Consider the following 13094-nt stretch of genomic DNA (forward strand, 5'->3'; position numbering starts at 1 on the left):
GGCTCAGCGGGCGAGGCTCAGCTCGGCCAGCATCGAGGCTCCGTCGGACTGGGTGATGACGACCTTGACGTGCTGCGCGGTCGTGCGATCGATCTCGGCCCACGCGATCTCGCCGGCGACGGCGACGTGGCCGGTGCGCACGTCGACGGCGTCACCCCAGCTCACGCCGTCGGCCGAGAGGTAGACCGAGGCGGTCTCGGCGTAGCCGGGCTTGAGGTTCAGCCCGATCCACGAGATCCGCTGCGGCTCGGCGAAGCTGAGGGTGAACTGTCGCGGCGCCGCCGGTGTGGCGACGGGGCCGAGCGAGGAGTACCAGTACTCCGCCACGCCGTCGACCGCTCCGCCCGGCTGGGCGGTGGGGTGGTTCTGATGCCTGCTGGTCAGGTCGGTCTGGTAGGTGGCCTCGCCGGCGGCGACCAGGGCGGGAAGGTCCAGGACGGCGTCCGCCGCGGGCGCCTCGGCCTCCGGCGGCTGGATGCCGACATAGTCGCCGAGGGAGCTGAAGGTGCCGACGACGGCGTGCAGGTTCGTGTCGTAGCTGACGGTGAGGAACCGGCCGCCCCGCACGACCGCGGTGCTCGGGTCGCCCTGGTCCACGTTCTGCTGCGACATGTACAGCAGAACGGGGCTGGTGTCGGTCCAGGCCTGGTCGCGGCGCTTGAGCCGGCCGATGACCGGCTCGTTCGAGCCGTAGTCCCGCCCGCCGTAGGTGAGCAGTGCCCTGCCGCCCGGCAGCGTCATCAGGTCCGGCGCCTGCATGCTCCACGGGACCTTGCTCGCGGTGGTCCACGTCCGGCCGCCGTCGTAGGAGTCGCTGACGAACCCGGGGCGGATCACCGCGGTCACGTGCCCGCCGGGAAGGACGGCCAGCTCGGTCTCGGAGAGGGCGACGCCGGGCTCCGCGGGGAGCATCACCTCGTTCTCCAGCGGCCAGGTCCGTCCGCCGTCGGTGCTGCGCACGACGCTGGCGCGGCCGAGTGTGGAGTCGGGGCGCGTCCCGTAGAGGGGGATCAGCAGGTCGCCGTCGTCCAGTTCGACGACCTCGCCGGACTCGCCGGCCCAGCCCAGGTTGTACGCGCCGCTGCGCGGGCCGCACCCACAGCTCATCGACGACCCCACCAGGGCCGGCTCGGACCACGTCTGCCCGCCGTCCTCGGAGCGCACCACGTAGGTGCCCCGCAGGATCGCGGCCTGGTCGGGATAGCCGGTCCAGTCGGTCTGGAACCAGGTGATCACGATGGTCCCGTCGCGCAGCTGCGTGATCTGCGCGTCGCGGTCGTCGTACGCCGTGTCGATCACGGTCCGCGGCTGCGACCAGGTCGACCCGCCGTTCGTGCTCTCCGTCCACCGGACCTCGCCGTCGTGGTCGCCTCCGGGGATGCCGGCGGAGTGCTCGTTGTTCCAGTAGAAGACGGTCACCAGGCGGCCGTCGTCGAGAGGGGCGATCTCGGGGAAGAACGGCTTCTGGTCGCCCTCGGGCGTCGCGATGAGCACGTCGGGCTGTGTCGGGGTGTCCGGCCCGGCACTGGCCGGCGCGCCGGCGAGTCCGCTGAGGACGAGAGCCGAACCGGCGATCAGGGCGGCGAACAAGGCCCTGCGGGGGTTCCGGGGACGTCTGGTCATGACTGCTCCTTATCGATGCTGGCCGGGCGGGGCGACCGTTCGAGAGAGCTGTTCCGACGCAATGGCAGAACTCAACCTGGCATGAGATTCCATGTCAACAGCACGTCGGGCACCGTCTCGCCAAGCGGGCGGCGGCGTTGACATGGAACGTCATTCTGCGCTTCCTTCTCAGCTACGCGACGTCGGTCCGATCCCCGTGGAGTGATCAGATGAGGCTGTCTCGACGACTTTCCGCCCCCGCCGCACTGGCAGTCGCCTCTGCCGTCGTCGGGGCCGCGCTCACCCTCACCCTCGAGCCCGCCGGGTCGGTGACCGCCGATCCGCCTCCGCCCTTCGGTGAGGCAACGGCTGCCGCCTCTGCCGAGCCGGTCGACGTCGCCATTCCGAACGCCGGCTTCGAGGAGGTCGACGGCGACGGCTGGGCGGTCGGGTGGCTACTGGACCCCGCGCGGGCCCAGACGGCCGCCGTCGTCGATGGTGATGCCCACGGCGGAGAGCGCAGCCTCGAGGTGGTCGACCCCACGGGAGGCGGCATCGCGATCTGGTCCAGCCCGGTCGAGTCCGTCCGGGGCGGCGAGTACGAGGCGACGGCCTGGATGCGGACGACGGCGGGTGTCTCGGCCTGGCTCTACCTGGAGTTCTACGACGCGAACGGCCGCCGGGTCAGCGAGACGCACGTGGCGCCCGCGGCGTCGGCGACGTGGCAGCAGGTCACCATCGCGGGCACCGCGCCTCCGGCCGCGACGTCGATCAAACTGCTCGTCTACGGCTCCACCAGCACGGCCGGCACGACCTACGTCGACGATGTGGGGCTGCGGCTGCTGAATCCCGAGCCGCCGTACGACCCCGAGATCGGCCAGCGGACGCAGCTCTTCCACGACCTGGACCGGGTCGACACCATGACGCAGGTCGGCCGCGTCGTCCATGAGGCCGCGACCAGCGACGAGCCGATCCTCCGCCCGGACCGGCCGTGGGAGGCCAACAACGTCTACCTCTACGGCAGCGTGCTCTTCGACGAGGACGAGCAGCTCTACAAGATGTGGTACCACTCGTACAACTGGGACCTGGGCGAGTACCTGAACATGTACGCCACGTCCCGCGACGGGCGCACCTGGGACAAGCCCGAGCTCGGCGTCTTCGAGTTCGACGGCTCGACGGCGAACAACATCGTCCTCGGCGACGGCATCCACAGCCCGACGGCGCTGAAGGACCCGTTCGAGGACGACCCGGCCCGCCGCTACAAGATGATGGCGATGGACTACGACCAGGGCTACGTGGTTTATTTCTCCCCCGACGGCATCCACTGGACCGCCTGCGGCTGCAACCCCGTCAGCACCGGTGCCGACGTCGCCAACGTCACCCAGAACCCCGAGACCGGGCAGTTCGTCGTCACGTGGAAGCAGCCGGACCTGCGGCCGGTCCCGGGCATCCGCTACGCCTTCCTGTCCACCAGCGACGACTTCGAGACGTGGAGCGCGCCGGAGCTGGTGCTCGCGGCGGACGAGCGCGACAACGCCGCCGCGACGGCGGGCGGGCACACCAACGCGCAGATCTACGGCTTCCCGGTGGTGCCGTACGAGGGCGGCTGGGTCGGGTTCCCGTGGATCTACCAGCCAGGCGGCGGCACCCCCGGCATGGCCGGCTCCGGCCCCGTCGACGTGCAACTGGCGTTCAGCGACGATCTGCGCACCTGGAACCGCGACGACCGCCGCACCGTGATCCCGCGCGGCGTCCCCGGCTCGTGGGACGCCGGCATGATCTACACCGCCAGCTCGGTCGTGCGTGCCGGGCGGGAGCTACGGCTCTACTACTCCGGCTGGGACGGGTTCCACGACGGCTCGCCCGGACGGGGCGCCTCCATCGGCCTCGCCACCTGGCGGGTCGACGGCTTCGCCTCACTCGCCAACGGCGGCGACCTCCCCGGTGTCGTCACCACCCGGCCGCTGGTGTTCGACGGGCGCGAGCTGAGCGTGAACGCCGACCTGGCACCCGGCGGCACCCTGCAGGTCGAGATCCTCGACGCCGACGGCGAGCCGATCCCCGGCTTCACCCTGGCGGAGAGCCGCAAGGTCATGGGCGACCGCACCGACCACCGGATCCGCTGGGCCGGCGCCCACGACCTCAGCGCCCTGGCCGGGACACCCATCCGGCTGCGCTTCCACCTCGACGACGGGGACCTGTACTCGTACCGCTTCCACGACTGAGGCAGCGCCCATGGCGGGTGTCGCTGACGTCTGAGTGGTCCGAGGCCCGCTATCGTCGGGGGCTTCCATCGCGACGATTTCGATGTGTTCACGAGGTGCGGGTGACGGCGGTACTGACGGCGGGCGTCGTGGGTCTGCTGGTCTCGATCTTCGGAACTCGAGCGGCCATCTGGGGCCTCGTCCGGCGCGGGTTCGGCCAGCCGATCCGCGACGAGCTGTCGACGAGCCATCAGGTGAAGCGGGGCACGCCCACCATGGGCGGGGCGGTGATCATCGTGGCCGCGCTGGCCGGCTACGCGATGGCCCACCTGGTCCGCGGTACCGAGCCGACCGCCTCGGCGATGCTCGTTCTCGGCCTGACGGCCGGGCTCGGTCTGGTCGGCTTCCTCGACGACTACATCAAGATCTTCAAGCAGCGGAGCCTGGGGCTGCGCAGCCGGGCGAAGATGGCCGGGCAGGTGGTCGTGGCGCTCGCGTTCGCGCTCCTCGCCATCCGGTTCGAGGACGACGGGGGCTTGACCCCGGCCTCACAGGCCGTGTCGTTCCTGCGCGACACCCCGGTCGTCCTGCCGGCCGCGCTGTTCGTGGTGTGGGCGCTGCTGATCATCTCGGGGACGTCGAACGCGGTGAACCTGACCGACGGTCTGGACGGCCTCGCCACCGGCGCGTCGGTCATGGTGTTCGGCGCCTACACGCTGATCGGGATCTGGCAGTTCAACCAGAACTGCCGCACCGCTCCGGGACCGGCCTGCTACGACGTGCGCGACCCGCTGGATCTCGCAGTGGTGGCGGCCGCCCTGGCCGGCGCGTGCATCGGGTTCCTGTGGTGGAACGCGCATCCCGCCAGGATCATCATGGGCGACACCGGAGCGCTCGCGCTCGGCGGAGCGATGGCCGGCCTGGCCATCACCACCCGCACCGAGCTCCTCCTCGTCGTCCTCGGCGGACTGTTCGCCATCATCACCGTGTCCGTGGTACTGCAGGTCGGCTACTTCAAGCTGACCGGCGGCCGGCGCCTGTTCCGCATGACGCCGCTCCACCACCACTTCGAGCTCCTGGGCTGGAGCGAGGTCACCATCGTGATCCGCTTCTGGATCATCGCCGGCGGTTGCGTCGCCGTCGGGCTCAGCATCTTCTACGCCCAGTGGGTCGCCTCGGGCTGATCGGTCGGCCGGGCGCGTGTCAGGAGGGAGTTCTCCCCGCTATAGCGAGGAAAAGTCCCACCCGACGCCACCAACGGCCGATTTCACCCACTAGAAGCTGACGGTGCCCTTGAGCAGCTGTCTTGCCATGACCATGCGCTGGATCTGGTTGGTGCCCTCGTAGATCTGGGTGATCTTCGCGTCGCGCATCATGCGCTCGACGGGGTAGTCGCGGGTGTAGCCGTAGCCGCCGAAGAGCTGCACCGCGTCCGTCGTCACCTGCATGGCGACGTCGGAGGCGAAGCATTTTGCCGCCGCGCCCAGGAACCCGAGCGAAGACTCGTCACGTTCCGAGGCCGCCGCGGCGCGGTAGACCATCTGACGCGCCGCCTCGGTCTTCATGGCCATGTCGGCGAGCATGAACTGGACGCCCTGGAAGTCGGCGATGGGGCGGCCGAACTGCTGGCGCTCCTGGACGTAGGCCGTAGCGGCCGCGACCGCGCCGGCGGCGATGCCGACGGCCTGGGCGCCGATGGTGACGCGGGTGTGGTCGAGGGTGCGCAGCGCGATCTTCAGGCCCTGCCCGAGGTCGCCCACCACGCGGTCGGAAGGGATCCAGCAGCGATCGAACAGCAGCTCGCGCGTGGGGGAGCCCTTGATGCCGAGCTTGCGCTCGGGCGCGCCGAACGAGAATCCCTCGTCCGTCGACTCGACGACGAAGGCGGTGATGCCGCGTGATCCCGCGGAGGGGTCGGTGACCGCCATGACGGTGTAGTACTGCGAGACCCCGGCGTTGGTGATCCAGGACTTCTGGCCCGACAGCACCCAGCCGTCGCCGTCGCGGACGGCGCGGGTGGTCATGGATGCGGTGTCGGAGCCGGCCTCGCGCTCGGACAGGCCGTAGGAGAACATCGCCTGCCCGGCCGCCACCGGCGGCAGGTACTTCTGCAGCACCGACGGCGACGCGGCCAGCAGCAGCGGCATGGTGCCCAGCTTGTTGACGGCCGGGATGAGCGACGACGAGGCGCAGGCGCGGGCGATCTCTTCGATGACGATGCAGGTGGCCAGGGCGTCGGCGCCGGCGCCGCCGTACTCCTCGGGGATGTGCGGCGCGTGGAAGTCGGCCGAGCGCAGGGCGTCGTAGGAAGCCTGCGGGAACGTGCCGGTCTCGTCGGCCTCGGCCGCGTGCGGCGCCACCTTGTCGGTGCAGAGCTCGCGCACCGCGGAGCGGATCGCCTCGTGCTCGTCGCTGAGCCGGTACAGGTCGAAGTCGGCATCCATTCCCCGATGCTACTCGTCGGTAGCCTGGCCATGGCAAGTGCGCCGTGGCGGGCGTCCCACCCGACTTGTAGCCTCGACCCGTCGAACCGGCCACAACGGGTGGGATCTGATCGTGAGCTTGCGCATCTCCGTCATCGGCACCGGCTACCTGGGCGCGGTGCACGCCGTCGGCATGGCCGAGCTCGGCTACACCGTCGTCGGCATCGACGTCGACGCGGACAAGGTGGCCGCGCTCGCCCGGGGCGAGGCCCCGTTCTACGAGCCCGGGCTCGACGAGCTGCTGGCCAAGCACTCCGGCACCGGACGGCTCAGCTTCACCACCGACTTCGCCGCGGCCGCCGACGCCGACGTGCACTTCATCTGCGTCGGCACCCCGCAGCGCCGCGACAGCCTGGCCGCCGACATGCGCTACGTCGAAGGGGCCGTCGACTCGCTGGCCCCGTACCTGACCACCGAGTGCCTCGTCGTCGGCAAGTCGACGGTGCCGGTGGGGACGGCGGCAGCGCTCGCCGACCGTCTCGCGAAGTCCGCCCCGGTGGGCGCCGGCGCCGAGCTGGCCTGGAACCCGGAGTTCCTGCGCGAGGGGTTCGCCGTCGAGGACACCCTGCACCCCGACCGCCTCGTCTTCGGCGTCACGTCCGACGAGGCCGAACGGCGCCTGCGTGAGGTCTACGCGCAGACCATCGCCGATGGCACGCCGGTCATCGTCACCGACCTGCCGACCGCGGAGCTGGTCAAGGTCTCCGCCAACGCCTTCCTCGCCACGAAGATCTCCTTCATCAACGCCATGGCCGAGATCAGCGAGGTCGCCGGCGCCGACGTCACCAAGCTCGCCGACGCCATCGGGCACGACGCCCGCATCGGCCGCAAGTTCCTCAACGCCGGCATCGGCTTCGGCGGCGGCTGCCTCCCCAAGGACATCCGCGCGTTCATGGCCCGCGCCGGCGAGCTGGGTGCCTCGCACTCGCTGGCCTTCCTGGCCGAGATCGACGCGATCAACCTGCGGCGCCGTCAGCGGGTCGTCGACCTCGTCCGCGAGCTGGCCGGCGGCAGCGTCGCCAACCGTCGGGTCGCCGTCCTGGGCGCGGCCTTCAAGCCGCACTCCGACGACGTCCGCGACTCGCCCGCACTGAACATCGCCGGCCAGCTGCACCTGCAGGGCGCGCGCGTGTCGGTGTACGACCCCAAGGCCACCGAGAACGCGCGCAAGATCTTCCCGACCCTGCCGTACGCCGAGACCGCGCTCGACGCCTGCCGCGGCGCGCACGTCGTCCTGCACCTGACGGAGTGGCAGGAGTTCCGCGACCTCGACCCCGCCGAGCTGGCCGGCATCGTCGAGACCCCGGTGGTCATCGACGGGCGCAACTGCCTCGACGCCGAGGCGTGGCGGGCGGCGGGCTGGACCTACCGCGGCCTCGGCCGCCCCTGACGGTCACGACGGACCCGCTCGATGGGCATCAGCGTCTACACCGAGAACCAGATCCACGACCGGGTCTACGTGGGCGGGGAATCCAGCGAACAGCTGGAACGGCTGCTGGACAAGGCTGCGGAGAACGGACTGCTGGCGGACGTCGGCCGGGTCGGCGACACGATGTTCAACATCCCGCAGCTCTATCGACTGGATGCCGAGCTCACGGCACTCGCGGAGTCCTGGCCGGAGCTCGCCGCGGACGTTGCAGTGATCAGTGCGATGATCCAGCGCATCATCAGGAACCGCGGCTACCTCCGGCTGGCGGGCGACTGACGGCACCCGCCGTCATGCGGGTCCTGGTCTCCCGTCACGTCCTGGTCCCTCGTCACGCGGTTGTGCCGATTCCGGCCGTTTCGCGTGACACCAGACCACGACGTGACGCGAGACCACGACGCTCGCGCCACCACTTCACTACGCAGAACCGACGTCACCGGCCACAACCGTGTTCTGTGCCTGCCGGGCCACACAGAAGACGACTTTCGCCAGTGAAGTCGGCCGGCGTAGTGACGTCGGCCCACCGCAGCCAGCGCGCCACACCTTCCCGGGTCTGGCGCGCGTCCTGGGTGTGACGCGCGCTCGAGGGCTTCGCGGACAATGGAGAACCGCCCGCCTCCCGAGACCCGCCGGCTCTAGGGCTGGGCCTCGAGGACCGCGGGCGGGATCTCGTCGCCCTGCTGCAGCGCCGCCCACAACTCCGGCGCGAGCTCGGAGTCCCAGGTGACGGTGTTGCCGATCTCGCCGAGCGGGACGGTGATGGTGTCGCCGGACCCGCTGGACACCGAGCCGATGCCCCGGGCGAAGGCGAACATGTCCATGGGGCCGGTGTCCTCGTCGAGCACCAGCGCGTCGCCGCCGGCCAGCGCCGTGCGGGTCAGCTCGATGGGGTTGACCAGGGTGCCGGGCGACAGGGCCTTGTCGGCGATGGCGGAGATCAGCTCGCGCTGGCGCTGCACCCGGCCGATGTCGGACGTCGGGTCGAAGTGCCGGGCGCGGGCGTAGCCGAGCGCGTCGGGGCCGTTGAGCACCTGGCAGCCGGCCGGGAGGTCGATGTGCGCCTGCTCGTCCTGCACCGCCTCGTCGAGGCACATCTCGACGCCGCCGAGGGCGTCGACGATGCCGGCGAAGCCGCCGAAGCCGATCTGGACGTAGTCGTCGATGGCGACGCCGGTGGCCGCCTCGATGGTCTCGACCAGCAGCGGCGCGCCGCCGAACGCGAAGGCGGCGTTGATGCGGTTCTCGCCGTGGCCGGGGATGTCGACGACGGAGTCGCGCGGGATGCTGATGAGCGCGTTGCGGGCGCCGCCGCCTGGGACGCTCAGCAGCATGATGGTGTCGGTGCGCTGGCCCTCGGTGCTGCCGGTGCCGAGCTCGCTCTGCTCGTCCCGCGAGAGGTCCTCGCGGCTGTCGGAGCCGACCAGCAGGAACACCCGGCCGTCGGAGACGGCCGAGCCGTGGTCCTCGGGGATGGCGTCGACCTTCTCGATGCGGCCCCACACGTACCAGACGAGCGCGGCCAGGGCGACGGCGATGACCAGCAGGATGATGAGGAGCCAGCGGAAGAACCGGCCGGCGCCGGAGCGCCGCTTCTTGGGCCGGGCCGGCGGCTCGGCGCCCTCGCGGCGACGGCGGGTGGGTGGCGGCGTGGCGGGCGGGCCGCCGATGCCGTCGGTGTCGGCCGGGCCGTACGCGTCGGACGGCATGACGCTGGTGCCGCCCGCCGGTGCGGCCATGGCGGGCGCGGGGGCCGGTGCCTGGGCAGACTCGTCGTCGCGGGGGCTGTGCGCCATGCCGCCGCGATAGGAGACGCCGGGGACGTGGCCGGCCTGGTACGTGGTGACCTTGATCTCGGTCCCGCGTGCTCCGCCGTCCGCCCCGGGCGCCGCCATGCCTGCTTCGCCGTCTGGTCGCATCACGCTCGACCATACCTTCGGGAGACCACTCTGTAACCTGCCGATCTCGGCATCGGCGCGCCGCGTCGTCCCGGGTCAGGTCCGCAGATCGACGGTGTCGCCGTCGCGCAGGCCGAACTCGCGCGCCGCCGAGCCGCCGTTGACGACCAGCTCGAGGAATCCCGGGCCGGAGCTGCCGGTGACCAGCGCAGCCGTGCCCGCCGGCACGTCGGACAGGTGGTCCTGGAACGGCACCTTCCGGGTGCCGACGGCGACCCGGTCACCCGCCGTCACACCCAGGCCTGCGGCCGTGACGGTGAGCTTGCAGTTGCCGAAGTTGTCGACCAGTGCGACGCGGACGCCGTCGGGCCGCTCGGGGACGGGCAGCTCCACCGGCGACGACGGCACGGGTCGCTCGTCGAGCACCCATTTCGCGAGCAGCGGCAGGTACCAGAGGCTGCGGAACTGCGTGGCGGCGACGTCGACGGCGTCCGGCTCGCCGATCGCTGCCCACCCGCCAGGCCCGCCTGCCGCGTCGAGCACCGTCCGCGCGCCCGTCACCTGAACCGTCGTGACGCCGAGGTGACGGCGGACCGGGTCGAGCAGCACCGGGTCGTACGTGGAGAACACGGTGTGCCGGCCGTGCCGGAACCAGCCGAACGGCGCGCCGTTGGGCCAGCTGCCGTCGCGCGGCGCGACGTTGACCAGCGTCACCGTCGGGAAGCCGTCCTCGCCGAGCAGCCGGGTGGACAGCAGCACGTCCAGCAGCGTCAGCCCGGCCGCCTCGAGGGGCGCGGGCCCGCCGAGCGGCAGTACCACCGGCGACCGGCCGAACAGCGCGGCCATGCGCGTGGTCAGCCGGGCCTGCGCGTTGGTGTCCGAACAGTCGGTCAGGTAGGTGATCGGCGCGTACATGGTTCCCCTCGGGACGGGATGCAGGCATCAACAAGTCATGGGCAAAAAAAGGGGGCCCCCGCAGAAGTGCGGGAGCCCGGTGAGCTGACGGTGGAGGCGTCAGGCCAGCATCGAACGGCCGCACATGGAGTGCAGCATTCGCATCATGGCCTGGCCGTGCGTCACGTCACAGACCGTACCTACGCGCGTTCGACGTGGTCAAGCCGTACGGTGCCGGTGGAGGGCCTTGCACACCGGCGACGACCGGGGGCCGGAGGCTCCCGCGAGTCGGCGGTCGAGAGCGCAAGGCGGAGAGAGCGGACTTTGGCGTGCAAGGCCCGACACGTAGAGGATGACTGTCATGAGTCCCGAGGGCCGGCCCGCGTCGGCCGCGCAGACCAGCCTGTCGCGCATCATGACCGCACTCGACGCCAACCTGCTCGGCACGGTGCACGGTGGCGTCATCATGAAGCTCGTCGACGACGTCGCCGGCGCCGTCGCGCAGCGCCACGCCGGCGGCCCGGCCGTCACGGCGTCCATGGACGAGATGACGTTCCTCGAGCCGGTGCACGTCGGCAACCTCGTCCACGCGCACGCGAAGGTGAACTGGACCGGCCGTACGTCCATGGAGGTCGGCGTGCGGGTGCTCGCGGAGCCGTGGAACGAGGTCCGGCCGCCCACGCCGGTCGCGACGGCGTACCTGGTGTTCGTGGCGCTCGGGGCCGACGGCGCCCCGCGCGAGGTGCCGCCGGTGCTCCCCGAGACCGACGAGGACCGCCGCCGGTTCGCCGAGGCGGAGATCCGCCGCACCCACCGGCTCGCCCGCCGTGCCGCGATCCTGCGCTCCCGCGAACAGGGCACGGCCGAGGTCTGACGACCGGTTCGACCCACTTTCACCCGGTATGGACGCATTCACCCCAACCGTGTGACTCATGTGACGGAAGAGGCGCTTGGGTACGGCGTGCCGCCCGGGAATTCCCGATGCCTTGTGGTGATACTGACGAAGCGGTGAGCGTGGGGACTCACCGGCTCGTCCGGTTTGGGGGATGTGCATGACGACAGCGGCCCGGCCGCCGGATCCTCGGCGGGTACGCGCTCGTCGCGAGGCCATCGCCGCGCTCAAGGCCCAGCGGGCCGAGGCGGCGCGGTTCCGCCGCTCGGTGACGCTGATGGCGATGTCGGTGGTCGCGCCGGGGAGCGCGCAGTTCGTGGCCGGGCACAAGAAGACCGGCAAGATCGCACTCGGCGTCTACGGCGGCCTGCTCGGCGTCACGCTGCTGGTGCTCTGGCTGGTGCCGCTGCAGGACCTCGCCGGGCTCGCCGTGCGGCCCTGGCTGCTGACCACGTTCAAGCTGCTGGCGTTCGGTATCGCCGCCGCCTGGGTGGTGCTGCTGCTCGACGCCTGGCGGCTCGGCCACCCGCCCGGCCTGAACCAGAAGCACCGGCTCATCATGATCGGCGCGACGCTGGCCCTGGCGGCCATGGTGTCGACCCCGTTCATCGTCGCCGCCCGGTACGCGACGGCCGCGCACGACGCCGTCGTCGAGATGTTCCCGTCGGGCGAGGTCGCGGCCGCCAGCGACGGCCGGCTCAACATCCTGCTGCTCGGCGTCGACGCCGGCGACGGCCGCGTCGGCGTCCGTCCCGACAGCATCAACCTGGTCTCCGTCGACGTCCGCACCGGCGAGCCGGCCATGATCAGCCTGCCGCGAAACCTCGAGAACGCCCGGTTCCCCGACGGCACCCCCGCCGACGACGAGTTCCCGCGCGGCTTCGCCGGCGAGGACGGCAGCGACGAGTCCGACTACATGCTCAACGCGACCTGGACGTTCGGCGAGGAGAACCCGGAGCTGTTCGAGGGCCCGTCCGGCCCCGGCCCGACGGCGGTCAAGCAGGCGGTCGAGGGCACGCTCGGCGTGCCGGTGCACTACTACGTCGCCGTGGACCTGCAGGGCTTCCGCGACATCATCGACGCCATCGGCGGCGTGACCATCCGGGTCAACGAGGAGCTGCCCATCGGCAACAAGGGCCGCGTCCTCGAGCCGGGCGTGCAGGAGCTCGACGGCTACCACGCGCTCTGGTACGCCCGGTCGCGCGAGAGCTCGTCGGACTACGCCCGCATGGCCCGGCAGCGCTGCGTCATCGGCGCGCTGGTCGACCAGGCCGACCCGCAGACCGTGCTCGCGAACTTCATCGACCTCGCCGACGCGTCGAAGTCCGTCATCACCACCGACATCCCGCAGCAGGACCTCGCCAACCTCGTCGGGCTGGCGATGAAGGCGAAGGACCAGGACATCACGTCGCTGCAGTTCGTGCCGCCGCTCATCGTGCCGGCCGACCCCGACATCGGCCTCATTCACGACGAGGTCGACGCGCTGCTCGACGGCGACGCGGAGCCGGCCCCGTCGGAGTCCGCGTCCGAGGAGCCCACGGAGCAGCCCAGCGAGGAGCGCGGCGAGGAGCCCCGTGAGGAAGCGGACGAGCCGTCCGAGCCGCCGGCCTCCGAGGAGGCCGACGACCCGGACGACGAGGAGACGGACGAGACAGAGCCGGTCGAGATGTCGTCCGTCTGCTCCTACGAGTAACCGGA

Annotated in this window: 10 protein-coding genes; 6 read left to right on the forward strand and 4 right to left on the reverse strand. The window is 71.2% G+C overall.

What is annotated here, in order from left to right; translation table 11 throughout:
* Positions 1–3: 3 nt before the first annotated feature.
* Positions 4–1623: a sialidase family protein gene (locus tag HD601_RS14785; protein WP_184823025.1), complete on the reverse strand. Its 1620-nt coding sequence runs from the start codon at positions 1621–1623 to the stop codon at positions 4–6.
* 209 nt (positions 1624–1832) lie between these two features.
* Between HD601_RS14785 and HD601_RS14790 the strand changes: the two genes are divergently transcribed.
* Together HD601_RS14790 and mraY are read left to right on the forward strand one after the other, a co-directional pair.
* Positions 1833–3827 (forward strand): hypothetical protein, encoded by a 1995-nt coding sequence (locus HD601_RS14790; RefSeq protein ID WP_184823027.1) that lies wholly within the window; start codon positions 1833–1835, stop codon positions 3825–3827.
* Between the two features lie 101 nt (positions 3828–3928).
* Complete coding sequence (gene mraY, locus HD601_RS14795) at positions 3929–4990, forward strand: phospho-N-acetylmuramoyl-pentapeptide-transferase (RefSeq protein WP_184823029.1); 1062 nt, start codon at positions 3929–3931, stop codon at positions 4988–4990.
* Between the two features lie 90 nt (positions 4991–5080).
* Here the strand turns inward: mraY and HD601_RS14800 are convergent, their stop codons facing one another.
* The gene (locus HD601_RS14800) at positions 5081–6250 is read right to left on the reverse strand and encodes an acyl-CoA dehydrogenase family protein (protein ID WP_184823031.1); all 1170 of its coding nucleotides are present in this window, start codon (positions 6248–6250) and stop codon (positions 5081–5083) included.
* A gap of 112 nt (positions 6251–6362) precedes the next feature.
* Here HD601_RS14800 and HD601_RS14805 point away from each other — a divergent pair, with 112 nt between their 5' ends.
* The gene (locus HD601_RS14805; RefSeq protein WP_184823033.1) at positions 6363–7679 is read left to right on the forward strand and encodes a nucleotide sugar dehydrogenase; all 1317 of its coding nucleotides are present in this window, start codon (positions 6363–6365) and stop codon (positions 7677–7679) included.
* A gap of 21 nt (positions 7680–7700) precedes the next feature.
* A complete protein-coding gene (locus tag HD601_RS14810; RefSeq protein ID WP_184823035.1) occupies positions 7701–7994 on the forward strand; it encodes a hypothetical protein in 294 nt (97 codons plus the stop codon).
* A gap of 356 nt (positions 7995–8350) precedes the next feature.
* On the opposite strand, the gene HD601_RS14815 is transcribed toward HD601_RS14810, so the two are convergent.
* Both HD601_RS14815 and HD601_RS14820 read right to left on the reverse strand, forming a co-directional pair.
* Positions 8351–9631 (reverse strand): LCP family protein, encoded by a 1281-nt coding sequence (locus HD601_RS14815; protein ID WP_221440996.1) that lies wholly within the window; start codon positions 9629–9631, stop codon positions 8351–8353.
* 75 nt (positions 9632–9706) lie between these two features.
* Positions 9707–10525 (reverse strand): SAM hydroxide adenosyltransferase, encoded by an 819-nt coding sequence (locus HD601_RS14820; protein WP_184823037.1) that lies wholly within the window; start codon positions 10523–10525, stop codon positions 9707–9709.
* Positions 10526–10865: 340 nt separating this feature from the next.
* On the opposite strand from HD601_RS14820, the gene HD601_RS14825 reads away from it, so the two are divergent.
* Both HD601_RS14825 and HD601_RS14830 read left to right on the forward strand, forming a co-directional pair.
* Positions 10866–11378, forward strand: a complete 513-nt coding sequence (locus HD601_RS14825; protein WP_221440997.1) for an acyl-CoA thioesterase — start codon at positions 10866–10868, stop codon at positions 11376–11378.
* Between the two features lie 178 nt (positions 11379–11556).
* Positions 11557–13089 (forward strand): LCP family protein, encoded by a 1533-nt coding sequence (locus tag HD601_RS14830; RefSeq protein ID WP_184823040.1) that lies wholly within the window; start codon positions 11557–11559, stop codon positions 13087–13089.
* The last annotated feature ends 5 nt before the right edge of the window (positions 13090–13094 follow it).

The sequence above is a fragment of the Jiangella mangrovi genome (assembly GCF_014204975.1).
Classification (GTDB): domain Bacteria; phylum Actinomycetota; class Actinomycetes; order Jiangellales; family Jiangellaceae; genus Jiangella; species Jiangella mangrovi.